Below are 26,969 nucleotides of genomic sequence, written 5' to 3'. Positions count from 1 at the left end.
AGATCATGACGCAATCGCAATGGGGTAGGAAGATCGGCGTGCTAACACCGGCCACCAACGTCACCGTTGAAAACGAATTATGGAGCATGCGGGTTGAACCCGCCACCATTGCCACCGCCCGCATCATCATCGATGCAGTGGATTGGACGGCGCCCGACGGCTTGCAGCGCTTCGTCGAAGGCGTCAACGCTCGTCTGCCGGAGACTGCCAAGCGGCTGCAGTGCAAGCCCGATAGTCTGCTGTTGGGCATCTCCAGTAGCAATCTGTGGGGTGGACTGGAAGGCAACCGCCAGATCAAGGCCTCGATTAAGGCCGATACAGGGCTCGACATGACCACCCCCGTCGACGCCATGCTGGCTGCCCAGCACACGCTCAAATTCACGCGCATCGGCGTCGTTACGCCTTATCCGGCCGTCGCGGACGAGAAAATCGTCGCCTTCTTCAAGGAGTTCGGTGTTGAGGTCGTGGCGCAGAAAAGCCTTCACTGTACCAATCCGATTGAAATCGGCGATGTGTCCGAAGCAGTCTTGCGCGAATGCTTGCGCGAGGTGAACGTGCCGGAGGCGCAGGCGCTGGTGCAACTAGGCACGGACCTGCGTATGGCGAGCGTGGCCGCTCAGGCAGAAGGCTGGCTCGGCAAGCCTACCCTGTCGGTAAACGCCACCACATGGTGGCACTGTCTGCGCAGTAACGACATACGCGCCCGGATCAGCGGCTGGGGACAGCTGCTGGCTGAGCACTGATGCCGCGCTACCTTGCGGCCGCTCTGGCTCTTGTGCTAGCGGGAGGCATTGCGCCGCCCCCAGCCGCCGCCACCGACCATTGGGACGGCCCTGCAGTAATGGCCGAACCGGCGGCGGACATTACGGATTTCTTCGCCGTCTCGCTGCCGGGCAAGCGGTTGGCGCTGATCATGAACGTGTATCCCGGCGCCACCGCCGATACCCGGTTCAGCGACGCCGTCGAATACCGAGTTAGGCTTCGGCCGATCAGCGGGTTTTCCACCCAGCCTCTGCGGGCGCAGGTCAACGATGCGCTGGAATACCTTCTGCGTTGCCGCGCCGATGCCGCCACCGCGCAGACCATGCGCTGCGCGCTGCTGCGCAACGGCCAGAAGGTGACGGAAGTGGCCGCACCAGTCAATCTTGCGACTGGTGCGGGCGATCCACGTTTGCGGGTATTCGCCGGCAACCGAGCTGACCAGTCATTTACCGATCTGGCTAGAGTGCGCATGCCCGTCTGGCGCGACGAGGGGATGGATAACCGTCCCGGCCTCAACTCGCTGGCCGGCAAGAACGTCTTAAGCATGGTGTTCCTGCTCGACGCCGCCCAACTGGAAAGCAAGTTGTGGGCGGCGGTGTCTGAGACACACACCACCGGTAGCAAGCCGGTGCAGATCGACCGCATGGGCCGCATCGAAATGACCGTGTTCCTCATTCGCGACGACAAGCTCAAAGACCTCTGGAATGCGGAAGACAGTTTCCGCGTTGATCCGGAACATGAAAAGCTGTACCGGCCGGAATTGCAGAGCGGTCTGAGCCGATTGGACAATTTTGAAAAGACGCTCGACGGCAGCAACGTCATCGACTGGACTACCCCGCATCCGCTGATGGATTTGCTACTCGACGATTTCTTGATCCTGAATTTGGAGCGCACCGCGACCATGGATAGCCAGCAGGCAGGATATCTCAGCGTCGAAAAATCGCTGGTGCTGGGCCAGCCGGTGCAATCCATGGGGGGGCGTTTGCCAAACGAGGACGTCATCAAGTCCATGATGACCTTGCTGATCAATGGCCCCCGGCGCGATGAGCCGAACCGTGGTGTCGGGGTGCATGCGCCCGCAAAACCGGCGGTGGCGGAATTCCCGTATGTACAGCCAGCGAGCCGTTGACGGCGGGGCCAAGCGCTGGCTGGCCGGCTGTGCGGTGGCGCTAGCGACGCTGGCGCCGCTGGCAGCCGCGGACTGGCTGGAACATGTACCCAGCACCGATAGCACCATCTTTTATCACAATCTGAGCGATCGCATCGCTGTACTGCAGCGCAGCCGTCTAGCCGGAACGCTGCCGGATGACGAGGCGATCGACTTGGCGCGGTTGCTGCACTTGCAGGGCCAGTTGGTGACCGACGTCAGCGCGATGGGCGCGGCGCTTGATGTGCTGCGCACTTTGCAGGTTACGACCACAGTTCAGGCCGTGCAGGCGGCGATTTATCTGAGCCTGCATCGCTTCGAGGACGCAGACAAGTTGCTGGCGCAAATGAACGATGCCCAAGCGTCCGTGCTGCAGGCGGAGTCATGGTGGAACCGAGGCCGACAGTCGGCGGCCTGGCGCCAGCTGGATCAACTTTTGGAGGACAACGCCACACCCCTGCTATATGCGCGCAAGGGGGTATGGTTGATGGAACAAGGTCAATTCGATCTAGCGCAACAGCAGTTGGAGCTTGCACGCGCCCACCTGTCCGACCCTCACCCCTTGCTGGCGGCCAGCTTGTATCTGGGGCAGGCTCGCTTGCTAACGGAACAAGGCAAGCATGAGCAAGCATACCTAATACTGCTCGCCGCCTTGCAGCGGCTGCCGCTGTATGTGCCGCTGCTCGATGCATTGGCGACAGCGGAGGTGCGTCGCGGCGAGCGGACAAAGGCGATCGAAAGGCTTCGTCTGGCTATATCGCTCTCGCCCGACCCGCATCTGCTCAACCACCTGACTCACTTGCTGCCGCCGGACCAGCAGGGGCCGTGGCTTGTGCAGGCTGAGCGGCGCTATGTCCAGATGATGCACAGCTATCCGCAGGTGTATGCGGCCGGAGCGGCGCAATTCTACTTCGAGCGAGCGCGCTATCGCGATGCAGAACGGGCACTGTCGTCATTGCGACCGTCGACGCGCAGCGTGCAGGTCTGGGTGCTGGCTGCCACCATCGACACCGCTGCCGGCAACCGGCTGCAAGCATTGGACGCGCTTCGTGCGGCACGACGCAGCGGCCAGTACGTGTGGAAACCATATTGTCAGGCGGCGGCCCTGTATTCGGCGCTGTCCTTGCCAGACGACGCGGCCGCGATGTCGGCGGCGATAGCCAACCATGGCGGCCGGGCTTGTCCGTCCGCCGAAGACCAGGAGAGCAACTCATGAAAACAAGCACCTCGCCCTACGCCGCCATGCTGGCCTTGGCCTGTCTGGCTATCCCTTGTCACGCCGATTCAGGTCCAGCTTGCTACGATCGTCTAACCCAGCCACATCTGGCCATCGTCGACAGCCATTTGCATTTCCGCCCGTTCGGCGGCAGCCCCATCCTTCATCAAGATCTGACACGCATGCTGAAAAACGCGGGCGTGCTGTACGCCAACGTGTTCGGTATAGGTCAAACCCTGCCCTACGACTCTGCGTGCACGTATTACCTCAACTGCCCCGGCACGCCGGTCATGCCTAACCTGAAGAACGACATCATCAATGCGCAAAATGTGACAGAACTGCCGGTTCAGGTGCCCAAGCTAACGATGTCGATGTCGTTTGCGGATCTGGCCAAGCCGGCCACCGTGAAACCGGGCATGTCGGTGTTGGATCAGGAATTCCCCGGCCTCTTCAAATGGATGGGTGAACTGAACCTCGTCAAGCAAGCCTTATTTGCCAACGGCCACCGGCCGGTGACGTTGGAGGAAATCCGCGGTTGGGGGCCGTTCATGGCGGCGCTGCGCGAACGGAATATGCCCATTGGACTGCACGGCGACTTGGGCGACAACGACCAGCCGACAAAATATCTGAACCTGATCACCGAGGTGGTCAATCTGTATCCCGACAACAAGGTCGTCTGGCTGCACATGGGCTTGTCGAAGGAGTTGACGGACATCGATCCGGACAAGCACATCAAGCTCCTGTCGAACTTGCTGGATAAACATCCCAACATGATGATCGACCTGTCGTGGCGCGTCATCGCCGACAGTTATTTCTTCAAGCCGGCGATACGGGCCAAGTACATCCCTTTCATCAACAAGTATTCGAAACGCATCCTGCCGGGCACCGACTTCGTCGCGTCCGACGACAAGACCTTCGACTCCTATCTGGAAGAATTGACGGTAACGAGCTACATTTATCAGTTCGTCGATGACGAAGCCTTCCGCAATATCGCTTTGGGACAAAATTATTTCGACATGCTGCGCTTACAGGATAAGGCGCCTGTCGTGTGCGGTTCCAGACAGGTCAAGCAGTTGTAGGGCAAAGCGCCATCCATCGGCACCGACGACAAACGCGAAATCGGCGTTCCGGCCGACGAATCTGGGGCGTTGGGAGCCCTCCTCCCTCATTCATATGCTATTGAGCGACTCTGAGCCAGAGTCACGTGGAGCGAGCGCGATTCGATCAGATGGAAATGCTCGTCATGCTTGAGTGACGCTTGGCTGGCTACCTTTCAGCCATTAGCAATGGGATGGACTCCTCCTCACCTGTCGGCGTCTGAGCGCCTAAACTGGAGTTTCGACACAACCAGTTGAGAGAAGGAGTCCACCATGAAGATTATCCGCGTCGGCGTCGATCTCGCCAAGAATGTCTTTCAAGTGCACGGGGTTGATCGTTGCGAAAAGGTCGTATGGCGTAAGAAGCTGGGCCGGGCAGAATGGCTGGCGGCATTGCTGGAGAAAATCGAACCGGGCTGCGAGATCGGCATGGAAGCCTGTGGCGGTGCTTATCACTGGGCCCGGCAATTGCAAAAGCGAGGCTTCACCGTAAAGTTGATCGCACCGCAGTTCGTCAAGCCGTACGTGAAGAGCAACAAGAACGACGCGAACGATGCGGAGGCAATTTGTGAAGCGATGAGCCGTCCGAACATGCGCTTCGTCTCGATCAAATCTGTCGAGCAGCAAGACTTGCAGGCGATACACCGGATCAGGGCTGAGTGAGGATCGGCCGGGATTCGTGTTTTCTACGCCAAAGTTAAGTTAAGTTCATGATTTAAATAGAAAATCATAAAATCAAGCTACTCGCTTCTTGGGCAACTGCTTCACCACTGACGTGAACACCTACGCGGCCTCCTTGCTTGCTCCATCTTCTGTATGTGAGAACGGTAAACACGTTCATTTTTCCTACATTTTCACGTTCCGTGAATTTTCAAAAAGATTGAATGCCAGAATTAGGGGGCGCCCGAGATCGGTAGGTCCAATTACGCCTTTGAGCTACCTCAAATTGATGCGTGGTCAGAAGGCGAATCGAGTAAGATTGATCTCACTCCCCCCAGAGTCAAAGGGAGAAATCCAATTTGTAGTTTATAGGCTCAACAGGCTTGTCGAGATCAAGTGGATATTCTCCGAACCTGTTGATGTGCTCGCGCCGATATGGGGCGGTTCCTCTAAGTAGATCTTCGGTCAGCGGGAATCCTTTCGCCTGCAAGTCTTTCAGTACGCGCGTCATACCTTCTACGTTGTGTAGTATCACCATGTTGGCGACCAGCTGGTTGTACTTCACCACCTTTCTCTGCTCGTGACGAATATTTTCAGCGATCACGCCATCGCCACCGAAGAAAAGCCATTTCACGAAATCGTTGAATTCTTCGCTCTTGTTAGTGGCGGCGTTGATCGTGCGGCGCAGTTCTGCATCGTCGATGTATTTAAGCAGGAATTGCGTTCGCACCGCCCTGCCTAATTCGCGGAAAGCGTAGTAAAGCTTGTTCTTACGACTCGCCGTGCCGAGGCGCCGTAAAATGGTCGAAGGCGCGATCTTGCCAGCCTTGATCGAAATGACCACGCGCAGCATATCTTTCAAATGTAGCTCAATCAGATTCCAGTCAATGTTGCCGCGAAACAGGCTGCCGATGTGCTCCAGATTATCCTCCCGATCTGCGCGGTAAAATGTCAGGTCCTTGATGTTACGGATGCGCGGCATCAGGTTGATGCCCAGTAAGTAGGCCAAGCCGAATACCGGCGTGCTTTGTGCCTGAGTATCGCCGTGCAATGTGTCCGGTTGTATGTCGGACAGGTTGTTAATCAAGCCATCGAGAATATAGACCGCCTCGTAAACGCCGCACGGGATGAAATGGCTGAACAGCGCGATGTACTTGTCCGAGACGTGATAGTAGCCGATGCCTCCGTAGCCGCCATATCGGATGTGATACTCGGACAGCAGGTTCTGCTCGTACATATTCCACTTCGTGCCGTCGGCTGATGCGCTTTTGCCTGATCCCCAGTAGCGCGGCAAAGCGAAGCGGTTGTAGGCATTGATGACCCTGAAGATTGCCTTGTCCAGGCGCTGCTCGGTTATATGTTTTAGGTTGAGCCAAGCCACCTGCCGGCGCGACAAGCCCTTGACCGACCGTGCGGTCTGCGTAGGTCCCAGGTTGCAGCCATAGCAGAACAAAGTGGTGATGAAGCGCTTGCGTGGTTCATCGACCTTGGGTTCAAACCCTGACAGCGGCCCGAAAATCTTGTGCAGGTCCAGCCATTTTTCCACCTCGGTGAGTACGTCCAGAATACTCGATTCAGTCATTTGATCGCGTATGGCCTGATCGACCATTTCCAGTTCTGGCGGCGGCTTCTGCTTTTCCGAACGGCGGATAATGAGTCCCGAATCGTCGATGTCGACGCCGGAATTTTCCGGGAAGTTGAGATTGACGACCTTTGCCAGCTCCTTCATCTGGGTGCGCAGATTGGCCACGAAAGCCTTCGGCTCCAGGGGGATGCTGACCATCTCGCTATACGCGTGCACCTCTCTCTCGTATTCCTCCCAACTGACCAGATGATTGCGATAGTCGTCATAGTCGCCGCTTTGTTCTACGTACAGGTCGCCTGACTTGAGTGCGATCATTACCTCAGAGAAAACTGCCAGTTCATAGTATTTGCGGTGATAAGCGGAGGGCTCAGTAGTTTGGCGCCGCCCAAATACCAGTACACGCCATTTGTCAGGCATCCAATCATGATCTTCGATGACGATACCGCTGTCGTCAACGGCAATCTGCTCACGATGGCTGGAGCGATATTTTTGCACCTGCTCGATCGCTCGTAACAAGCTGCCGTCCTGGGAACTTGAGCGCAAATCTAGCGCTTCTAAACATTTGAACAGCAGACTGCGCTTTGATACATAGCTATTGAGCATGAACGGGTAGTAGTTATTGCCGGCATACGCCATGTGCTCATCGCAGGCACCAATCCAGCTATCCAGATCATTATCCAACAGCGTTTCCACGCGGCCTACGCGTTCATCACCTGTGCCTTCTTCGCTAATGGCTGTCAGCACATCGCGGAACTGGCCGATCAGGCGCTCCACCTGATCGGCTTGCTGAAGATGATATTGGCGCAGCCGCTCCTCCGCAACATTGTGCATGTTGCGTACCGTTTTGATGAATATCTCCGCGATATCGTCCATCGCCCTCTGCAGCTGCGTCTGAATCAGAAGCACTGCCAGCGTGTAGCGCTTCATTGGCTTCATCGCCTTCATCTCTGCCAGATCCAACGCACGCGCTTCAAGTACCATCTGGTCGCGCTTGGTCGCTGCGATATTATTGGTATTGGGCAAATCCTGCGAGAGCGCCGTCATGTTCTCGATGTGCGTAAGGAATTCTGTCACTTCGCGTACGCTCGGCTGCTTCGGCTCGCGCTTGAGCCCATCCCAGGCACTGCGGCCGGCAACCGATTTGAACAAGCCGTTGAGCCGTTCCATTACTGTGTCGGAAAGTTGACTCACCACCGATTGGTAGATTTGTTCGTTGACGGTAGCACGTGCGTTGCTCGATAGTCGAAATAACTCGGTATATGCAGGCAGCTCGAAGCGCCGCTGCACCAACTCTTCGATTAGTACGTTGATGATGTCGGCCAGCTCCTGTTTGGTCGTCGCGGCTTGGAACGCCTGCTCCTTGAGCCAAATCTCGTCGAGCGGAAGTAATTCACGAATGCCAACATATTGGCGCAAGTGGGCGCGGTGCCGCTGCTTGGTGCCGGATTTGTCATAGCGGATCAGCGCTGATTTCGTCGGCACCCTGATCTGGGCCCGGGTGCAAATGTGCGTAATCACTTCCTTCGGAACGCTGCCTAGCATGATGAAATAACCCAGACGCTGTAATAACTTGAGCTGAATGAGCAGAAATGTTTGTAAGGTTACCTGGCGGTAGCGTGCTGCGACAAAACGCAGCTCTTCTGGCGTGGGCGTATAGATGGCAATGAGCTCCTGCTCCGTGAACTCGTCCTTTAAGCGAGGATACGCGGTTTCGTGAACGCTGCTCAAGGCTCAGGCTCCTATGTGGTTGAGCCACGAACTTCATGCTCACCCGGCAGCGTGCGGGCGACCGTCGTTTCGCGGCTGTACAAACATCACAATGCAGAACTTAAAACGTAGATAATTTTATATGCAGAAGACGCCAGTTTGGCAACGAACAAACAATTATTTATGCACGTTGCCTCTCGTCGACGCCAGTGCCAGAACAGATGACCCGAATACAGGTCAAATCTGACCCAGCGAAGCTTAACCGTGACCTTTTCTGGATCAAAAAATATCTACGACACCAATTGGAGCTAGCTCCATCGTCCGTGCTATAGCTGCTGCGCTTCTGGCGACTTGCCAACAGGCAAGCGACGAACTGTCGCATACTTATAATCTTGGAATTTCGATTTTTGAAGATATAATGTTAAACATACTTAACATTATTAGGCGGAGCCATGAACCTTGTCCAGATTGGTGGTGAAATCCATAGCAAGCGTGTCCAAGCGGGCCTGCTGCAGGAACATGTGGCCAAATTCGCTGGCCTCTCCCGCGTGACGATCAACCAGTTGGAGAACGGAACGCTGAAGGACCTTGGTTACACGAAACTAAAAGCAGTCATGGATGTTCTGGGCCTCGACATGGAAACCGTGCAACCATCCGGCATGAAAAGCGCGCTGGCCGTCGCAGCCCGTAGCATCAGCACCAGCTATCGGGACATTGTCACCCCAGACATGTTGTCGATGATGCTGCGTTCTGGCGTAGCACCAGAACAGTTTCATCCGCACCTGATGGCCTTGCTTGATGAGACGCCGTTACCTGTCGTCGTAAAAGCGGTCTCTGAGGCGGCCACGCCTGAGGTTCCAACGAAGAAGATCATGAAAAACCTCAGTCTATGGGCGAAGCAATGGAAAGTATGCAGAGCAGTCTGGTAATGGCCGGCGCGGCGGGAGTTCCACGGACTTGGGAAACCCTGTTCGACCAAGCGTTGAAGGTTATCGGCGAGATAGCCAGACACGGTCGCGCCGATCCATTCTGGACATTCGGTGGCGGCACCGTTCTCATGCTGCGCTATGGCCACCGTTTCAGCAAGGACATCGACATCTTCGTTCCCGACCCGCAGTCGCTTGGCTTTGTCACGCCTCGACTGAGCGATGTAGCAGAGTCGATCACCACTGATTACGTGGAAACTGCCGGCTACGTCAAGCTGTATCTGGCGGAAGGCGAAATCGACTTCGTCGCCGCGCCGAATCTGACTACCCCTGGCTTTGAAGTTGAGACAGTCCTGGGACATCAGGTGCGCGTGGAGACGTCGGTCGAGATTATCGCCAAAAAGATGTGGCATCGCGGTGATCGCATTACGGGGCGCGACATCTTCGACTTCGCCCTGATTGCCGAGCGTGAACCGGAAGTACTTATGCCGGCGCGTGAATTCATGGTCAGGCATGCTGCAGCAGTATTCGAGCAGCTTGAAGAGCGGTACGCGCAACTGAAACAGCAATTTGAAGCGGTCGACGCTCTCAATTTTCATCCAAGCTTCGACCAAGCCTGTGCCACTTTGAAGACCATGCTTGTCGCTATGCTCGACGCGCCGGGTCTTGGGCCCGATGATGCCTCATCCTCCACCGTAGACACGTGCGACGAATCAGCTCCCCTGAGGCCCTAATGCGCTATCCAAAGCCGCAAAATGGCAATCCACACAGGCTAACGATCGACCAGCACATATTTCCGAAGTCGTGCATCGCACGTTTTGCCGGTGATAAAGGAACGGTGCAGGTGCGCCGGAAGAGCGGTGAGAAAGATCTGTGGCTTGCACCCGGAAATTCGTATTTTTGTGCGCGTCGTCTTTGGGATCAAAAGGCCGAAGCCGTGTTCATGAAAGCAATTGAGGACCGGTACCAGGATGTAGCAAGAAAGATCGTCGCCGGTGCCGTGACCACTCTCGATGCCATGATGAATCAGGCCGTCACCGACTTGTATCTCCTGTGGACCTTGCGGCACGAGCGCTTCCTTAATCCTATTCCTGACGCGAGATTAAACTTTGTGGCGCCGGAACGCGAAATGTCGATCGACACTCAGGAGATTCTGGAGGCGAACGGGTATGTGTTCGCCGCGCCGGACAATACCATCCCGAGCCGATTCATGACAGGGTTTCGCCTTATGATGGAGATGCGCCGGGAGCGTGAAAGAATGGTCGGCAAAAGATGGGGCATTTTGACGTCGGACGAAGCCGAATTTTTGGTGCCAGATAATTTTTCGGATTGTTCCGTACTACCGTTGTCGCCGACTATCGCGCTGGTCGAGGGACATCGTAACCAACAGATCGGCTTCAGGCAAGTCGCCGACATCAACGGTCAAGCGGTCCACGGCTGCCATCGCTACTATTTTGCACGGGACATCACGCGCTGCCCCATCCTGACGCGACGCATTTTGGACGATCTGTTCTAGAGTTGAACCAGGTGGTATTGTTCAAATGGAGGATACGGATAATAGGACAAATTGCCCTATAGCCTGCCTTGACGGTAATCGAGAACAACTTTCTACTATAATATCAGGATGATCAGAACGGCAAAGCGACAAACACTGCATATCTGGATCGCCATACTGGCCATCTTGTTCAGTGCGCTCGCCCCGACCATTTCGCACGCGCTGGCCGCCCGAACCGACTCCGCCGTCACCTTGGAAATCTGTACAGTCAATGGCTACAAAGTAGTCAAAGTTACTGACTCCGAAAGTAGCAAAAAGCCGGCCACAGCCAAACATGGAATGGAGCAATGTGCTTTTTGCGTCACCCATGGCGGCACATTTGCATTGACGGGCTCTTCATCACTTGTCTTTGCCATCGACTCCGTTCGCGAAATCTATCCACCGCTGTTTTACGCCGCACCACACTCCCTGCATGCGTGGTCCACCGCCAACCCGCGCGCGCCTCCCTTCCTCGCCTGACCAAGCCTTCAGCAGCACTCTGGTGCGCTGACGCGGTCACATCTCCAGCTCCAGTTTATGCCCGGTTTGCCGGTGCATTATGCCGCCATAAATCTGGCGGCGATCTGAACCTGTTTAACGAGGATTGCCATGAACCAATCAGGTATCTCTGCACTGAACTCGCTCGCCTTCGTCCTTCGAGCGTTGCGTTGCTTCAACGCAGCCGCATTTGCAGCGTTGGCGTTTTTTTACTTCGCCTCTTATAGCCTGCCGCCGCTGCCGTCTCACTCACTGAAGCTCATCCCTCTCGCGCAGATAAGCCATTAACTATTGAGGTAAAACTATGAGTACGCAAAACGTACCCAACACCACAGCTGGATCGCCTGGCTTGTATCGCCGCATCTGGCGTTGGCATTTCTTTGCCGGCGTCCTTTGTGTGCCGTTTATTTTTTCGCTTGCGGTGACAGGCGCCATATACCTATTTCACAAGCAGATCGACGACATTGTTTATTCGTCCGAAATGCTCAGGCCAGCGGCGGCAAGCGAGGTCCAAGGTCTCCAGCCTACGAGGATCATTGCCCAAGCCTTGATGGCCTATCCTGGACAACCCAAGGCTTACACGCCGCCGGCAGACAGCGGCCGCAACGCGCAAGTCGACGTCATCCGACTTGACGGCGCTACGCTGCAGGTGTTTGTTGATCCGGGTACGGGGCGCGTTACGGGCGCGATCGACGAAAGCAACCGCATCATGACCATCATCAAGCACGTTCATTCGTTGGCGATCGCCGGCGACGCGGGTAATGTGGTCATCGAGATAGTGGCCAGCTGGATCATTGTGTTGATGGCGACGGGAATTTACCTGTGGTGGCCACGTGGACGAACTGCTGGTGTGGTGTCTATTCGTCCCAATGCGGCCGGAAGGATCTGGTGGCGTGATCTCCACGCAGTCACTGGCGTTTTTGCGGGCGTCGTCATCTTGTTCCTGGCGCTGACAGGAATGCCGTGGTCCGTGGTCTGGGGCAAGAACGTTAACGCCTGGTTGAGCGCACACGATCTTGGCGTGCCCAACGGCATGTGGCGTGGTGTACCCAAGTCCACGCTGCCAGCTGCCGAGCTTGGCGAGTTACCTTGGACACAGCAGCAGGAATCTGTCCCGGCGTCGGACGACCCGCACGCGCAACATAAAGCGATGGCGCATTCCAGCCATGGCACCAGCAGCTATTCGGTGTTGAACAATCCCGTCGTCGTCGCTCCGGATACGGTGGTGGCCGACCTTGCCCGCATTGGGATGGATGGCAGCTACCGTCTGGCGCTGCCGCGCGATCCTCGCGGTGTCTATTCCGCGATCCGCACGCCAGGCCAAGTTGCAGGGCAGCGGGTAGTACACATTGACCAATACAGCGGCAAGGTGCTGATGGATATCGGCGCCAACCGCATCGGCCCCATTGGCCGCATCACCGAGTGGGGTGTCAGCGTGCACCAGGGGGCCGAGTACGGCACGCCCAACCTGATTGTCATGCTTGCTGGCTGCCTGACCCTAATCGCACTTTGCGTCAGCGGAATCATCACCTGGTGGAAGCGTCGTCCCACCGGCAAGTTGGCCGCGCCGGCGCGCAAGGAAGGTGATCGGCTGGCCAAAGGCGTAGTGGTAATCGCCGTTGTGCTGGGCTGTTGCTTCCCGCTACTGGGTCTGTCAATGGTGGCCGTGCTGCTGTTCGACCGCCTCATTGATGCGGTGCGACACCCTTCTGCACAAATGAAATCGCCGTGATGCATCCTTTGGCGCTGATCTATCCAGCAGCCGACAGGCATCTCAACCCGAAAAATACCAAGCCAATACGCAAACTACACATAATTAATCGGAATTCACAATGAAATTTGAATGCAACAGCACCAAGGCTCGCCCGCTCGTTATCGCGCTCGGTATCGCGTTTTCTTCTAATGCCTCGATCGCCTGGTCGGCTGACGCAACCGCCCCTAAAGAGCTACCCACTGTATTTGTTCATGCTGATGCTGATCCCGGCTATCAGGCTGCAGTTGCCGAAAGCACGAGCCGCACAGCGATCCCATTGAAAGATTTACCGGCGTCGATTCAGGTCGTTCCTCACGAAGTCTTACGCGACCGCGGCGTTACCCGCACTGACCAGTTACTCGACAATGTCAGTGGCGTGCTGGCTGAGTCGAATTACGGTGGCAACGGCGCGACGTTTTTTAATATCCGCGGCTTTAGCGAAAACAACGGCCTTAGGGACGGCTTCCGCAATTACGGCTATCTGGCATTCCGTGATGTACAAAACATTGAACAGATGGAGGTCTTCAAGGGGGCGGCCGGAGCGCTGTACGGCGGTGTCGGCGCGGTAGGTGGCTACGTCAATACTGTTTCCAAGCGACCGGGGCCGGAGAACTTCGGTGAAGTCGGTCTGACACTGGGCAGCTATGGCTTGCGCCGCTCGACCCTTGATGTCAATCAGGGTCTCGACAGCGGCTTGAGCGTCCGCCTCAACGGCGCATATGAAAAGAACTCGACCTTCCGCGATAACGCGGGCTACGATTCGTGGTCAATCGCACCAGCGATCAGCTGGAATAACGGCCGTGGAACCTCGCTGACGCTGCTCACCGAATTCAACCATCTGAATCGTGATGGCTTTGATTTTGGCGTCCCAAACCTCCCAAATTACGCGACGCTTTCCCGCATCCGGTATTTTGGGCTGCGCGATGGCGTCTATCCCGGCGTGGCAGGCGACTTTGCTAAAAACGACACCGAGGCTGCGACGCTGATATTCGAACACGCGCTCAACGCTCAATGGAAGGTGCGGGCCGCAGCACATTACAGCCATGCGCACCAATTATCCCAACAGAGCTTCCCGGACAGCGGCTCATACACGGGCGGCAACCTGCTCGACGTCTCGGTTTATAGCGGCGCCAATGAGGCATCGAGGCAGTATTCGGCGCAGGCCGAGCTGCTCGGCAATTTCTCAACCGGTGCATTTAGACATTCTCTGCTCGCCGGCATTGACTATGGCTACCTTGAGCAAGGTGGTGCCGGTTCGGCGGTATCGCAGTTCACGCTCGACTTGTTCAACCCCAACTACGTTTCATCATTCGTGGCTGCATCGGCATCGGGCCCTTACCATCAAGCCCAAGGCAAGGATCTCGGGGTGTATGTTCAGGATCTGATTGATGTTACGTCGCAGGTCAAACTTCATGTTGGCTTGCGTGGTGACCGGTTTGAAAACCGTGAGCTGCTGGGCGGATCGGAAGTTGCAAGAGGTAGCCAGAATGCTTTCTCGCCACGCATTGGTTTGGTCTGGCAACCGACCGAAAGTACTGCCCTGTTCACGGATTGGAGCCGCAGCCACGCCCCAAATATCGCCCACGGCGTGACCAGTAGTACGTATGAAGCCGAGCTCAGCGAACAGGTTGAAGTCGGCCTAAAGCAAGAATTGATTAAGAATCGCCTGAACGCAACCCTCGCGGCATTCGACCTCAAGCGCACCAATATTCTGACCAGCGATCCGCTCGATCCGACGCGTCAAGTACTCACTGGAAAACAAACAAGCCGGGGAGTCGAATTCGACATCGCGGGATCGATCACGCCGGCATGGAAACTTATCGCTGCTTACACCTATACCGATGCCTTCGTGAAGAGCGACAACAGCCTGCCGGTCGGTGACGCACTGTCCAATGTCCCGCGCCACCACGCAAGCGTCTGGAATACGTACGAATTCCAGGGCGCAGCGCTGAAAGGGCTGGGTGTGGGTGCTGGCATTTATTACGTCGGCGAACGGGAAGCGAATCTCCCCAATACCTACAAGTTGCCCGGCTATGTCCGCACCGACGCCTCGTTGTCATATCAAAGCGGCTCATGGCGGACGCAGTTGAACGTCATTAATCTATTCGATCGCAAGTATTACACCGGCGGATCGGCAAGTGTCTTCAACTACACGCTCGATCCTAGCCGGCCGCTGTCTGCACAGCTGACGGTCACCTATCGTTTTTGAAACGGCTCACCTATTTATTTAGCGCGCTAAACCAAGGACAACCCTGAATTTCTCCTGCGCCATGACGGCGCCTAACGACATGAATCAGAAAATAAGATGAAAAAAACGTATATGTGCATTTGTGTGGCCGCGGCCTTTGCCACTAGCATTGACGTTCGCGCGAAAGGCGCAGCCGCTCCGGGCGCAGACCTTTCTCCCGTTCTGGATGCAACCACCGATCATGGTGGCACGCCAACCGATCAAAAACAGGATGCATCGAGCTGGATAATGAAACAGGTTGTCGTAACAGGAAGGCGCGAGCGTTACGCTGTACCGACCGCAACGGCGGCGACGCGCACCGACACGCCACTGATCGAGGTGCCGCAGTCAGTGCAAGTGCTGACTCGATCGCTGATCGAGGATCAAGACCGCCGCACCTTGGGCGAGGCGCTGATCAATGTTTCCGGCGTGGTTCCTACGCGCTCCGAAGAGCAGCTATTGATTTCTCCGCTCGTGCGTGGCTTTCCTGCCGAGGTCTATCTGGACGGCCTGCCGATCTACGCAGGCAACCAGCAGGCGTTCGATCCGACCAGCCTGGTGGGCGTAGAGCGGATTGACGTACTCAAGGGGCCGAGCGCCACCCTCTACGGCGGCGGTCTGGGCACGCCGCTGGGCGGCGTCATCAATATTGAATCCGAGCGGCCAAACGACAAGCTTGGCGGCTTCTTGGCGATGCGCGCTGGCAGCTATTCCAACAAGGGCGCTTCCGGTGACATCAACGTACCGATTGCTCCTGGCGTGGCCGCAAGGATTGCTGGCGAATACCAGAACAACGAAAGCTGGATCGATCAGGTTCATGGGCGACGCTGGTCGTTGCAGCCCAGTCTGTCATTCCAGGTCGATCCCGCGACCGATCTGCTGCTTCAAGGCCAGGCCAATCACCGGAGCCAGCTCGAATACTCGGGCATGCCGGCCGGGCAGGCGCTGGCGGGACAGATCGACCGCAATGCCTTTCCTGGATCGCCGCTGGCACAGCCTTTGACCACGAATAACAACCACATGGGGCAGGCGACGCTGCGCCACCGCTTCTCCGATGACGTCAAGCTGACCGTCAGCGGCCGCTATTACAAGAGCGCGATCCGGGAGTATGGCAGCTTCGTCGATCCAGACATGATGGCGCCTGACCCGGCCACGCCAACCGTCTACCCGATCCTTCCGATCACGATGATCACCGATACAAAAGAAGCGACGTTCGACGCGAACGTGCAGGCGAAGGTGGAAATGCTCGGCGGTACGCATACCTTCCTCGCAGGTCTAGATTACGACTGGACCCGTTTCTCCAGCAATATGGGACTATTCGTGAGCGATACGCCCGAGGGAACAATCGACTTGGCGAAGCCGGTCTATGACGTGATCTACACGCCGCAATTGCCGGTCAACTACCTGCAGACAGACCATTATCGGACGATCGCCTTTTATCTGCAGGATCAGGCGACCTACGGCCGGCTACATGTAACGGGCGCGCTGCGCTATACGCAACTCAAATTCGAGGAAGCCAGCAATATCGGCGTGGCCAATGATGACTCCTACCATCGTTTTTCGCCCAGGATCGGGGCAACGTTGGATATCGCTCCCGGCGTTGCGCTCTTTGCAGGCTACGCGACGGCCTTTCGCGCGGCATTTGGCTTCGTTGGCGTCGCAGTGCCCAAACCCGAGACCTCCCGGAACATCGATGGTGGCCTAAAGCTGGCGTTACCGACAGCCGGGTTGTCGGGCACTTTCTCGGTCTTCAACCAGACTCGCGATAATGTCGCCACGGCGGATCCGAACAACGTGGGGTTCAATATCCAGACTGGCCAGCAACGTGCGCGCGGAGTGGAAGCCGACCTGATCTGGGAACCAACGCCGGCGCTGTCGCTGCTTGCCAATTATGCCCACACGAACACCCGGGTGACAGCGGATAATGCGATTCCGGTGGGCAGCGAATTAACCCGGGTGCCTCGCAATAGCGGACGTCTCGCTGCGCACTACCGCATCCTTAACGGTGCTGCCGAAGGTTTGTCTTTTGGCGCGGGAATAACTGCGCTCAGTACCCGTCAGCTCACGCTGCCCAACACGTTGAGCGTACCTGGTTACGCCATGATCGACGCTCAGGCTGCTTACGACCTCGGACGGTTTACGATTCAGGCTTCAGTCGTTAATCTGGCTGGCCGGCGCTCGTTTGACACCTACCAGTATTTCGGGAATCCACTCGTCATGCCGGTCCAGCCCCGTTCGGCCTTCCTTACCCTTAAAACCAAGTTCTGAAAGCCGACAAATGCTTATGAACCACTCCATCAAAAAAGTCAGCCTGAGTATCGTGGCGATGCTACTTTCGGCGACAGTCACTGCGACAACCGTCACAGGCGATGGGCTGATTATTCCGATCTATCCTGAAGGTAAGATTACCCCGCTCGGCGTTCCCGAAATCCGGGAGCAGCTGGACAAGACGGGTGACGCCATGATCCGCAACGTCAGCATAGCGACGCTTGAACTATTCCGTCCTACCCCGGGCCGCGTCAACGGAACAGCGATGATTGTCGCTCCCGGAGGAGGCTTCGTTGTGCTAGGCTACGACGCCGGCGGCACGGCGGTCGCGCGTCGAATGGCGCAACTTGGCGTTACAGCGTTCGTGCTCAAATACCGGACGATCAGAAGTGCCCCTGATCCGATGCAAATGCCGGAAGTCCATATTAAAGAAATGGATACACTTATGGCGCGGGCGAAAAGCGGCTCTCCCGTCGAGATACCACGCTTTGCGGGTGAGCAGCATGCTGTAGAGGATGGCGCGCGCGCCATGCAAATCGTGCGGCAGCGCGCGTTAGAATGGGGTGTCGATTCCAGGCGAGTCGGTTTTATAGGCTTTTCCGCAGGCGCATTCCTTGCAGCGGATCTTGCGATCGGCGACATGGTATCTAGGCCGGACTTCGTCGCCTTGTTTTATGGCGGACTACGAACTCCAGTCCCAATCGATGCGCCACCGGCCTTTATTGCTGCTGCGTCGGATGACAAATATCAGCCAAACGATGCGATACAGCTATATACAGCATGGCGGCAGGCGGGAGTGGCTGCAGAAATCCACGTCTACGAGCGCGGCGGCCACGGATTCGATCTCAAGCAAAAAGGCATGTCTAGTGACCACTGGTTCGACGAACTGGTTTGGTGGATGCAGTCTCGCGGTCTCATAGGGCCAGCACCCGGTATCCCAAGATAAGCGCGGGCGTAGTTCACGCGATGTCTTCGGCACCGCGAAAGCGCATTTCATAACCTCAGGTGAGAAGTAGGAATGAAGAACCGCGCCATAAATCCAAGAACTCATAGACCACTGCCTCTTGGTCTTCCCCTCCCAGTGCGTCGGCGGAGCAAAAGGCGGCCGGTGCTGACCTGCTCGCAGTTGAAGTAACCAAAGGGACGACTGACAATATCATTCACCCCATCGTCTCCATCATGTTAAAATGACATGCATTCCATATGAGGGCGGGTTGGATAGAAGAGAGTGTGACTATGGATAAGCAACTGGCACAGATTGCCGCAGCCGCTTTCGTTGACGCCACTGAAGGGCGTTGGCCATTACCAAAAATCGATATTTTAGATGATGGGACATTCGTCTTATTCAGCGTCGAGCTTCCTTTTTTCGAACCACTCGGGCAAAATCATCCAACGTGCAAAGTAGTGACCAAACTACTCGATGAGCTTATACCATCTCACCCGACACAGCCCTTCGGGAGCTGGATCATCGCTTTCATAAGCTATGAGACCGTGGTGGACGCCATCTAATGTATAAAGTGCTCGGAGCATAATGGAATCGATAATTCTATTTTAGATAGCCACCCACCTCCCAAAGTGACGTTTAAAATGGTAAGACTCTAACTCGTTCGCGAATCATATGTTATTCAACGAATGACGATTGCTATAGAGAGATTGGTTTCCTCAACCCGTCCAGAGGAAAAGATAAAAGCAGCTTGGTGGATTATAGCGTGGGGCAGAGCCAGTGGGGGACAATTTCCGGTTTCAAAACACGATAAAAACTAGAGTGCATATTTAGTAGTTGTATTTATTAAAAATGAAACAAATGTATTAACTTGCGTCATTTTCTCTTAAATTTCATTAAGTCGCGTCACCTCTTTCTCGGACATCGCGAGATTGCATGCTAAACATAGCGCAGAGTTTTCGATCACGTAACCCACCGCTAATCTACTCAAACCTAGATCTTTAGGTAGTTTTTCACCCGAATGCTCACCCACTGCCCATAGTGCAATGTATGTCCTTATCCGACATTGACACGCATCGGATAGTCTGATCCGATTTGGTGGTGTCGGGGCCATCTCAGCAAATCAACAAGAAATTTCCAATTCGACTTCTAGGGGGCTACTTAGTGTGAGAATGTGCGTATATGTTGCGTGTCAAGAAGGCTACACTTAGATGTGGCTAAGCTAATGTTGCGCAATCGTGACAATAAGACACGCGTCGAAGTTGAAAGGGCATTGTATGAATCAACTGTTTCCAACCAGACCCAATCAGACTGCACTTCGCGTGATGGTGGTTGATGATGACGCTTTCATGCTTGACTATATTTCAGCTGCATTTGACGAGCTAGGTACATTTGATATCGTGATCGAGTCCGATAGTAAGCGTGGCCTATGGCTCCTCCAGCAAACACGGCCAGATTTACTTGTTTGTGATCTGGCAATGCCAGGCATGGACGGTATTGAATTTCTTCGACTTGCTGCCTCGACCGAATTTCGGGGTGGAGTCATTCTGCACTCAGGGATGGACCTTTCCGTTCGCGTCGCAGCAGAACGCCTTGCAAAAGCTCATGGACTGCATGTTTTAGGGGCTTTTGAAAAGCCGCTCAACCGCAGTGCCTTGGTTGCTGCATTAGGAAGGTTAGGTAATCGCCAAAGCATCCGCCGAACACAAGAATACGCAGACCGACTGAGCGCTGAAGATATGCGAGATGGCTTGCTTGCGGACCGTGTAGAAATCTACTTTCAGCCCAAAGTCCTACTTGAGCAGCGTCAGATGGTCGGTGTGGAATGCCTGGCGCGTTGGCGTCATCCGACGCGCGGACTGCTACCTCCCGCTGCTTTTATACCTTTGATTGAAGAGTATGGTCTTATAGATGAGTTGACGTTGCTTATACTCAGAAAAGGCACGGCACAACTGGGTCGCTGGTTGAGAGATGGCTATGACTTTAAGATTGCAGTAAATGTTTCGATGGATAATTTAAATCGACTGGATTTACCAGAGATTTTTCAGGCAATTAGTACCGAAGCGGGTGTCCCTCCAACTCATATTGTTTTGGAAATGACAGAAACGCGATTAATGGACAACTTTTTATTAAGTCTCGAAATATTGACTCGTTTGCGCCTAAAAGGCTTTCACTTGTCTATCGATGATTTTGGTACGGGATTTTCTACTATGGAAAATCTTAAACAGCTTCCCTTTAGCGAGTTGAAAATTGATCGGGCATTTGTCGATGGCGCCAGCAAGGACCATGCTGCCCGAATGATATTGGAATCATCGGTGCGGTTAGGGAAAATTTTCAACTTAAATCTGGTGGCGGAAGGCGTAGAAACTCAGGAAGACTGGAACTTGGTGGCAAGTTCAGGGTGTGACCAAGTTCAGGGGTATTTTGTTGCCAAGCCGATGAAGGCGGACGATTTGATCGAGTGGAAAAATAGCTGGGAAAAAATGCAGCATCCCGGCGTCAGCAGCGACAGATCCTTTCACGCAATACATGAGAACAAGCAAGCTTTCTAAGCAGCTGAAAAGCCCCGTACCGGTACGAAATCTCTATCGCAAAGCTACGAAATTATAGGATTTCCGATACGGTGACTCGGTAATCCCCCCACCAAATGATTGCGTTTAAAAGTAGAATTTTCCAAACTCAGATTTTTGAAAGTTCTGCATGAAGACCTCCCGTTTTACCGATAGCCAGATCATTGCCATCCTCAAGCAAGCCGAAAGCGGCTCCCCTGTCCCGGAACTATGCCGCGAGCATGGCATCAGCAACGCCACGTTCTACAAGTGGCGCTCCAAGTTCGGCGGCATGGATGCCTCGCTCATGGCCCGCATGAAAGAGCTGGAAGATGAAAATCGTCGCCTGAAAAAAATGTATGCCGAAGAGCGCCTGGGTAATCCCCCCATTTTTAGAGCGCGCTAAAAGTAGGGTTAAGCGGCCAGGGCGAGCTTCTGTTTTGGTGTGATACCGCCGAGTGCCATGTTAGGCCGGTCGTGATTGTAAGTCCACAGCCAGCGGGTTGCAAAATCCTGTATCTCATCAAGCGTTTCGAACAGGTGATGCGCCAGCCAGTCGTAGCGCACCGTGCGGTTGTAGCGTTCAACGTAAGCGTTCTGCTGCGGCTGCCCTGGCTGGATAAAATCGATGCGGATACCATGCTTCGCCGCCCAAGCCAAGGTCACCGCGCTGATGTACTCAGGACCGTTATCGCAACGAATGGCTTGGGGCTTACCTCGCCACTCGATGATCCTGTCGAGCGATCGGATCACCCGTTCAGACGGCAGCGAGAAGTCGACTTCGATACCGAGTCCTTCGCGATTGTAGTCGTCGATGACGTTGAACAAGCGGATGCTGCGGCCATCAGCCAGTTGGTCATGCAGAGGGTGTGCCGGGATAAAGGCGGAAATGACACATAAGCCTAAAAGTAATAAGAGATCACATCCTTATATCCCTTAGAGGGTTGGCCGGGATTCGTGTGAAAATACTCAAATCCGGCTGTAAGTAGCTGATTTAATGAGAAGTTAGGTGTTACTCCAAACCCCTGTTTCGCCCATATAGCGTACTGGTGTGACTTTTTGCTGAACCCGAGGGATGGTCGGGATTACGGATTTTTTCGCAGAAATCGAACTAACCAATTGATATGTAATAGAAAAATTGCTTAATGGACTGTTGCCTTTCGCTGACCTATCCTCCCCGGTCCCGCCTATACCATGCAGCTCACCATTTTGGTTCAAGGGTAAGAACTTGACCTTCATAGGTGCCGTCCTCCTTAGGTGCAATGCGTAAATGTATTTTCGACAGAAACTTGGCAGGTGTTGCAAGCCACTTCAGCACCGCGAGTTTTTCCTCCCCGCCGGGAATCTCAGTTCCGGAATCTCTGGCCGCTAGAAGATCCTGTAGCATACCGGCGGCTAAATCAGGTACGCTTAACAGGTCGTCGAGATAGCCCTTCTCCGAGAACGATTTCCCAAATCCGAGTACATCGAACCCGTGGGTCATGTACATCGCACCTATTCTCTCGAACAGTTTCTGCACGTGTGCAAATGAACGGTCCTTCGCATCGTCGTTGATCTGATCCGTATCGCTGTACCAGAGCAGGCGCTGCTGGTCATACGTCAGCGCCGCCGTAAACGCCGCAAGAATATGCAGCACACGCATCACCTTTTCGCCGACGTGGCCAGGCCAACTCCCAAAGTCACCGCCTTCGAGTTGTCTCGCAATCGCTGCGTGTCCTTCACTTTTGGTCGTCCCAAAGACTGATCCTATCGACTTGTCGATCACCACGGTTACGACGGCTCCGTGAATGAAACTATCGATTAGCTGGAGATATTCGGGAAGTGCGCGACTCCTTGGGCCGTATTTGAGATCTTTATACTTGAATTCACTATAACGATCGAGGATCTTGTGCTTCCGTCTCAGCTCTTGCATGTGCGTTTGAAAAGGACCGTTCTTATTTAGTGCAACGAACAAAAAAGAATAAGTGCTGTAATGTGCATCGCTATGCTCGCCGCCATAATCGGACATTACGGCGATCTTGCTGTCATCGGAAAAGTCCGGGAGTTCAGCGATTAACTCCAGCACTCCACCCAATATGTGGCAAAAATAGTGATGGTCTGGACTAATACTTGGCAACTTAAAAGGCCCTTGTTTGCGAATCTTCTGCCGTGACGCTCCGACCGAGATTGGTGTCGCGTGAACGAGCGCAAAAGTCCGGTCAATTACCACCGCGAGAGTTTTTTTCTTGAATGGGGGTTTCATTGCTCTTGTCTGAACATGCGCAGGGTTACGTAAAAATATCTATGCTTCGTTACCCAAAAATTTTCCAGATAGCGCATCTTCGACGAAGCGCAAACCGATGGCCTTTTGCTCCTCTGCCGAACCGCTCACCAGACCGGGGTATCTGGTTTCCATTTCGGTAGTGCACGCGCCTTGCAGGTCTGGTTCCGTCGCCAGAATCCACACGTTATATGCCTGTACGATCACCGGCGTCTGTTCGCCAAGCAAGCATGCACAATCATAGGCGGCCACAAACAGCGTCAGCTTGTTGTCCCGATCGCTTAACTCGATCACGGCGTCAAGATTACCGTCCGAATCGGGATGCTTCAGGAAATTGCGGGTGCTATTTAAAATGTCAAAGATCTGATTCTGCGTGCTGTCTGGATAGGTGGCCGCGATCTCATCATAAAAGCGTTTGATGCCGGCCTTTTGGCAGTGCTTCTCGTAGATCTCGCGCGCGGCGCAGGCCAGTGTATGGATTGCGACCATGTCCCCACCATTGAGGTACATTCGGATGGCGACGGCCAGTTGCCGATTTGCCGCATCGGCCTTCGATATGGTTTGTTTATGCCCAGTCATGGTGCGCCGCCTATCGTTAGTTCGGCGGATGCCCAGCTGCTGCAACCATCAGTCGGATGGGGTTTTCGGTACGGCGCTTTTCGACCGGAATTTCGGCAAGCACAATCATCGGCGCCATCCGGAATTTCTCAAACAGATTGATCAATATTTGCTCGCCCAGCGTGATGATCGACTCGATGATCCGATCGAAGTCATCCAACATGGGACGCAATGTTTCGCCAGTCAGGGACCAAGCTGGCGCGACAAGGTGCGGCCTCCCGTCGGCCAATTCCATATCAAAATTGGCGTAGACCATCGGTGCTCCAGGTTCGGATCGTGGATGATCCACGGCATTGCGCATCTGAACGATCCTTTTGACAAATGGGACAGCGCCATCTACCGACGTGGTGAAGGTGTCAGCGGCGCCAAACTTCTCTTTCGCCCACGCAGCGTACTGATGGTACTTGTGGCCGAACCCCTTGCCATAAAACGGCTCGGTCATGTCCCCGGTGGCTGCGATGGCCAACTTGGCCGACTGCAAGAATGTATCGCCCTTGGACTGGAGATCACCCACGCCAGGCAGCGTATACGCTCCCTTGGCACGCGGATCGTCGGCCTGCGGCATCAAGTAGCTCGTACGTTCTTCTTCGATTTCTGCCGCCAGGCTATCGCGGCATTCAACGCACTTCAACAGGTGGCGTTGAACGTCAAAGAGCTTTTCCAGCAGCGCGTTTCGCTGCTCCGCCGTGCAGTTGAACACATCGACGATGGGCTTGGCCTGCAAAACAGTTCTGGCTACCGCCGGCGTGCTGGTGCCGTAGTTGGAAAGCTTTTGGAACTTGAACATCGATACCCCTTGGCCTGTTGAAGTCTTATTGTTCAGCGTCGTCAATCTGCCGTAGCGGTGCCGGCCGGTGGCGCGCAAAGCGGTCGCTGCTGTCAACGTAACGCATCGCGCTTTGAATACTCTTCCAGCCCACGTACTCCATCATGGATTTGGTGTCCCAGCCGTCGGCTGCGGCCCAGTTCGCGAAACCGCGGCGCAGGGAATGACCGCTGTACTCGTCGGCGCCGTCGACGCCGACTTTACTGAAAATCGCGCGAAGCAACGGTATCAGGCTATTGGGATGCAGTCCATCATCGCCGACATGGCCCCAGCGGTCAATGCTGCGAAATGCGGAACCGCTCTCGATGTGCGCCAACGAGATCCAGTCCAGATAGGCAGACACCGGGCACAGCCGTGCCAGTGCCGGCGCGTGGAACGTCACACCCTTGTGCTGACGATCCCCCTTGGTGCGCGGGAAGAAGCAGCTCATGCCTTCGCCGGCGGCAAGCTGCACGTGCTCGGCCTGTAGACTAGTGAGCTCATCGCCGCGAAAGCCACGCCAGAAGCCCAGTAACACCAGCGCCCGATTACGCGTGTGCCGCAAGTGCTCGCCGCGTTGGCCAGAATCACGCGCAGCCGTGATGGCATCGGCAAGCCAGCGATCGATCCGATCAAGCTGCTCGATCAGGAGCGGTTTGGCTTGCTTTTCCTGCGCTGGATGCTCAGCCCGAATGCCCCGCAGTATCTTGCGCACCAACGGCGCCTTGGTGGGGTCCGGAAAGCCCTGCTCGATGTGCCACTGTGCCAGGGCCGCCAGGCGATGCGTCAAGGTGCTGGTGGCCAGCGTGCCGGCATAGCTTGCCAAGTACTTGGCGATCGAATCGCTACTGGCGGGCAAAAAGCCGCCCCAATCCACTTCGAAATGGCGCACGGCAGCCTCATAGCTGCGGCGGGTGTTTTTCCGGGTGGCGGCATCGAGGTAAAACTCGACGTCAGGAGCCTGGTTTATCGTCATGGGCGTTGTCTGGGCGAATTGCCCATTTCGTACTAGATTGGGCAGATTTTACGCCCAAATTCGGCATCATACGGGATAAGATTAGCTTATCTAATCTGATATTTCGGAATCATATTTCGCTAAATTTGCGTTAAAATAGTACGTAAATATGTAGTACATATTGCAGTACGGTATTTCACTAATGGAGGCAGTATGGCTCGTTCAGGCCTATATAAATCGGAAGTCCAGAAGGCCCGGGACGCACTACTGGCTAAAGGCCAGCGCCCATCCATTGACGCAGTACGTATTGAATTGGGTAACACCGGCTCAAAGACCACCATCCACAAGTATTTGCGCGAGCTGGAAGAGGAAGCCGGCACTGTGGATAAAAAACGCACTTCGCTTAGCGAGGCCCTGACTGATTTGGTTGAGCGACTGGCCGCTCGAATTCAGGAGGAAGCGGACGAACGCTACGCTGCGCGAACGAACGTCATTGAAGCCCAAGCGGTGGAACAACTGGCAGCTATACGAGCCATTGAAACAGAGAACGCACGCCTGGGCGTGCAGATCACCGCAATCGAAAAGGCAAACAAACACTACGAAGCTGCGCTCGCCGACGCACAGGAAGCGCTTTCGCGGGAGACCACCGCCCGTCAGTTGGCAGCACAGGAAGCCAATAGCCTATCGCAAAGATTGGCGGAAAATGAAGCCCATCGCCGTTCGTTGGAGGAAAAACACCAGCATGCGCGCGACGCGTTGGAGCATTATCGCCTCGCGGCAAAAGAGCAACGGGAGGCTGAGTCGCGCCGGCACGAGCTCCAGGTTCAGCAACTGCAGGCGGAGCTGCGTCAGGCCAACCAGAGTCTGGTTGGCAAGAATGATGAGATAACGATTTTGAACCGCGATGGCGCACGGTTTATGACGGAACTCACTCACACACGTCAGGCACTACGTACAGCCGAAGAACACGCAAAACGACAGGTTGATGAGCTCGAACATTTGCATGCTATCCAGTCTGCTTACGAACAGCTGAGCACCCAGATGCGCGAGCGTGAGGCACGCGCTGTAGAGCTTCGGGACCAGCTTACGGCCAGTCTTGGCGAGCAAGACAAGCAGTCGTCGCAGGTGCGGACTCTTGAGCTTTCACTTGCCCAAGCGCGCACCCAGGTCGAGATGCAGGAAAAAATGAATGCTCAGTTACAGGAACTTCTCGCAGCCAGGAAAACGTCGCGTATCCCCACTTGATTAGATCACCCCGCCTGCTTCGCGTCGCGCCGCGCGTTGGGCCTCGGTCAAGACAAGCGCCGGAAAGGAGCGACACGCCTCTAGCTTGGCGCCAGTCAACCCCGGCTGCCCAGTTAGCATCGTGCCGCATTGTTGACAAAAGTAGCCTGTGAGCTTCCCAGGGGCATGCGCACGATCGTCGTGGGTGTAGTGCAGCGCTTTGCTCTGATGGACG

At 55.2% G+C, this 26,969-nt stretch carries 21 protein-coding genes and 3 pseudogenes; 18 read left to right on the top strand and 6 right to left on the bottom strand.

Translation table 11 applies throughout. The features are described from left to right. The first annotated feature begins 5 nt into the window (after window positions 1-5). The 5 genes and pseudogenes from GTP46_RS05945 to GTP46_RS05925 all read left to right on the top strand — a co-directional run. Window positions 6-743 (top strand): maleate cis-trans isomerase family protein, encoded by a 738-nt coding sequence (locus GTP46_RS05945; RefSeq protein ID WP_161005694.1) that lies wholly within the window; start codon window positions 6-8, stop codon window positions 741-743. Beyond that, window positions 743-1,891 (top strand): DUF4331 family protein, encoded by a 1,149-nt coding sequence (locus GTP46_RS05940; RefSeq protein ID WP_161005693.1) that lies wholly within the window; start codon window positions 743-745, stop codon window positions 1,889-1,891. Before GTP46_RS05945 ends, GTP46_RS05940 begins: the two co-directional genes overlap by 1 nt. Further along, window positions 1,869-3,125: a tetratricopeptide repeat protein gene (locus GTP46_RS05935; RefSeq protein ID WP_161005692.1), complete on the top strand. Its 1,257-nt coding sequence runs from the start codon at window positions 1,869-1,871 to the stop codon at window positions 3,123-3,125. The genes GTP46_RS05940 and GTP46_RS05935 overlap by 23 nt, the downstream gene beginning before the upstream one ends. Beyond that, the gene (locus tag GTP46_RS05930) at window positions 3,122-4,204 is read left to right on the top strand and encodes an amidohydrolase family protein (RefSeq protein WP_161005691.1); all 1,083 of its coding nucleotides are present in this window, start codon (window positions 3,122-3,124) and stop codon (window positions 4,202-4,204) included. The genes GTP46_RS05935 and GTP46_RS05930 overlap by 4 nt, the downstream gene beginning before the upstream one ends. Window positions 4,205-4,495: 291 nt before the next feature. Next, window positions 4,496-4,879 (top strand): annotated as a pseudogene (locus tag GTP46_RS05925) (IS110 family RNA-guided transposase); the annotation flags it as partial. Between the two features lie 343 nt (window positions 4,880-5,222). On the opposite strand, the gene GTP46_RS05920 reads toward GTP46_RS05925, so the two are convergent. Beyond that, window positions 5,223-8,195, bottom strand: coding sequence for a Tn3 family transposase (locus tag GTP46_RS05920; RefSeq protein ID WP_161005690.1), 2,973 nt, complete (start codon window positions 8,193-8,195; stop codon window positions 5,223-5,225). A gap of 431 nt (window positions 8,196-8,626) precedes the next feature. Here GTP46_RS05920 and GTP46_RS05915 point away from each other — a divergent pair, with 431 nt between their 5' ends. The 12 genes and pseudogenes from GTP46_RS05915 to GTP46_RS05860 all read left to right on the top strand — a co-directional run. Beyond that, window positions 8,627-9,103, top strand: coding sequence for a helix-turn-helix domain-containing protein (locus tag GTP46_RS05915; protein ID WP_161005689.1), 477 nt, complete (start codon window positions 8,627-8,629; stop codon window positions 9,101-9,103). Next, window positions 9,085-9,834, top strand: a complete 750-nt coding sequence (locus GTP46_RS05910; RefSeq protein ID WP_229258812.1) for a nucleotidyl transferase AbiEii/AbiGii toxin family protein — start codon at window positions 9,085-9,087, stop codon at window positions 9,832-9,834. The genes GTP46_RS05915 and GTP46_RS05910 overlap by 19 nt, the downstream gene beginning before the upstream one ends. Next, a complete protein-coding gene (locus tag GTP46_RS05905) occupies window positions 9,834-10,616 on the top strand; it encodes a hypothetical protein (RefSeq protein WP_161005688.1) in 783 nt (260 codons plus the stop codon). The genes GTP46_RS05910 and GTP46_RS05905 overlap by 1 nt, the downstream gene beginning before the upstream one ends. A gap of 108 nt (window positions 10,617-10,724) precedes the next feature. Beyond that, window positions 10,725-11,114, top strand: a complete 390-nt coding sequence (locus GTP46_RS05900; RefSeq protein WP_161005687.1) for a DUF2946 domain-containing protein — start codon at window positions 10,725-10,727, stop codon at window positions 11,112-11,114. A gap of 129 nt (window positions 11,115-11,243) precedes the next feature. Continuing rightward, window positions 11,244-11,420, top strand: coding sequence for a hypothetical protein (locus GTP46_RS05895; RefSeq protein ID WP_161005686.1), 177 nt, complete (start codon window positions 11,244-11,246; stop codon window positions 11,418-11,420). Between the two features lie 16 nt (window positions 11,421-11,436). Continuing rightward, window positions 11,437-12,864, top strand: a complete 1,428-nt coding sequence (locus GTP46_RS05890; RefSeq protein WP_161005685.1) for a PepSY-associated TM helix domain-containing protein — start codon at window positions 11,437-11,439, stop codon at window positions 12,862-12,864. A gap of 100 nt (window positions 12,865-12,964) precedes the next feature. After that, window positions 12,965-15,094 (top strand): TonB-dependent siderophore receptor, encoded by a 2,130-nt coding sequence (locus GTP46_RS05885; protein ID WP_161005684.1) that lies wholly within the window; start codon window positions 12,965-12,967, stop codon window positions 15,092-15,094. A 96-nt stretch (window positions 15,095-15,190) separates the two neighbouring features. Next, window positions 15,191-17,380: a TonB-dependent siderophore receptor gene (locus tag GTP46_RS05880; protein ID WP_202414161.1), complete on the top strand. Its 2,190-nt coding sequence runs from the start codon at window positions 15,191-15,193 to the stop codon at window positions 17,378-17,380. A gap of 16 nt (window positions 17,381-17,396) precedes the next feature. Further along, entirely contained in the window at window positions 17,397-18,326 is a 930-nt protein-coding gene (locus tag GTP46_RS05875) for an alpha/beta hydrolase (RefSeq protein ID WP_202414160.1), read from the top strand. A 290-nt stretch (window positions 18,327-18,616) separates the two neighbouring features. Further along, complete coding sequence (locus GTP46_RS05870; RefSeq protein ID WP_161005683.1) at window positions 18,617-18,889, top strand: hypothetical protein; 273 nt, start codon at window positions 18,617-18,619, stop codon at window positions 18,887-18,889. Between the two features lie 711 nt (window positions 18,890-19,600). Continuing rightward, on the top strand, window positions 19,601-20,875 hold the full coding sequence (locus GTP46_RS05865; protein ID WP_161005682.1) for an EAL domain-containing response regulator: 1,275 nt from the start codon (window positions 19,601-19,603) through the stop codon (window positions 20,873-20,875). A 148-nt stretch (window positions 20,876-21,023) separates the two neighbouring features. Further along, window positions 21,024-21,248, top strand: a pseudogene (locus GTP46_RS05860) (transposase); the annotation flags it as partial. 38 nt (window positions 21,249-21,286) lie between these two features. Here the strand turns inward: GTP46_RS05860 and GTP46_RS05855 are convergent. From GTP46_RS05855 to GTP46_RS05835, 5 genes and pseudogenes are all read right to left on the bottom strand, one after another. Then, a pseudogene (locus tag GTP46_RS05855) lies at window positions 21,287-21,736 on the bottom strand (integrase core domain-containing protein); the annotation flags it as partial. 337 nt (window positions 21,737-22,073) lie between these two features. After that, the gene (locus GTP46_RS05850; RefSeq protein WP_202414159.1) at window positions 22,074-23,114 is read right to left on the bottom strand and encodes a hypothetical protein; all 1,041 of its coding nucleotides are present in this window, start codon (window positions 23,112-23,114) and stop codon (window positions 22,074-22,076) included. 39 nt (window positions 23,115-23,153) lie between these two features. Continuing rightward, window positions 23,154-23,711, bottom strand: a complete 558-nt coding sequence (locus GTP46_RS05845; protein WP_161005681.1) for a hypothetical protein — start codon at window positions 23,709-23,711, stop codon at window positions 23,154-23,156. Between the two features lie 16 nt (window positions 23,712-23,727). Beyond that, window positions 23,728-24,537 carry a hypothetical protein gene (locus GTP46_RS05840; protein ID WP_161005680.1) on the bottom strand — a complete coding sequence of 270 codons (810 nt, stop codon included), beginning with the start codon at window positions 24,535-24,537 and terminating at the stop codon, window positions 23,728-23,730. Between the two features lie 25 nt (window positions 24,538-24,562). Beyond that, the gene (locus GTP46_RS05835; protein ID WP_161005679.1) at window positions 24,563-25,531 is read right to left on the bottom strand and encodes a site-specific integrase; all 969 of its coding nucleotides are present in this window, start codon (window positions 25,529-25,531) and stop codon (window positions 24,563-24,565) included. Between the two features lie 192 nt (window positions 25,532-25,723). On the opposite strand from GTP46_RS05835, the gene GTP46_RS05830 reads away from it, so the two are divergent. Beyond that, entirely contained in the window at window positions 25,724-26,755 is a 1,032-nt protein-coding gene (locus tag GTP46_RS05830; protein WP_202414158.1) for a DNA-binding protein, read from the top strand. The last annotated feature ends 214 nt before the right edge of the window (window positions 26,756-26,969 follow it).

Source organism: Duganella flavida (assembly GCF_009857445.1).
In the GTDB taxonomy this organism is placed as follows: domain Bacteria; phylum Pseudomonadota; class Gammaproteobacteria; order Burkholderiales; family Burkholderiaceae_D; genus Rugamonas; species Rugamonas flavida.
The sequence above is the reverse complement of the archived record's forward strand: the minus strand, read 5'-3'. Positions and strand labels throughout refer to the sequence as shown.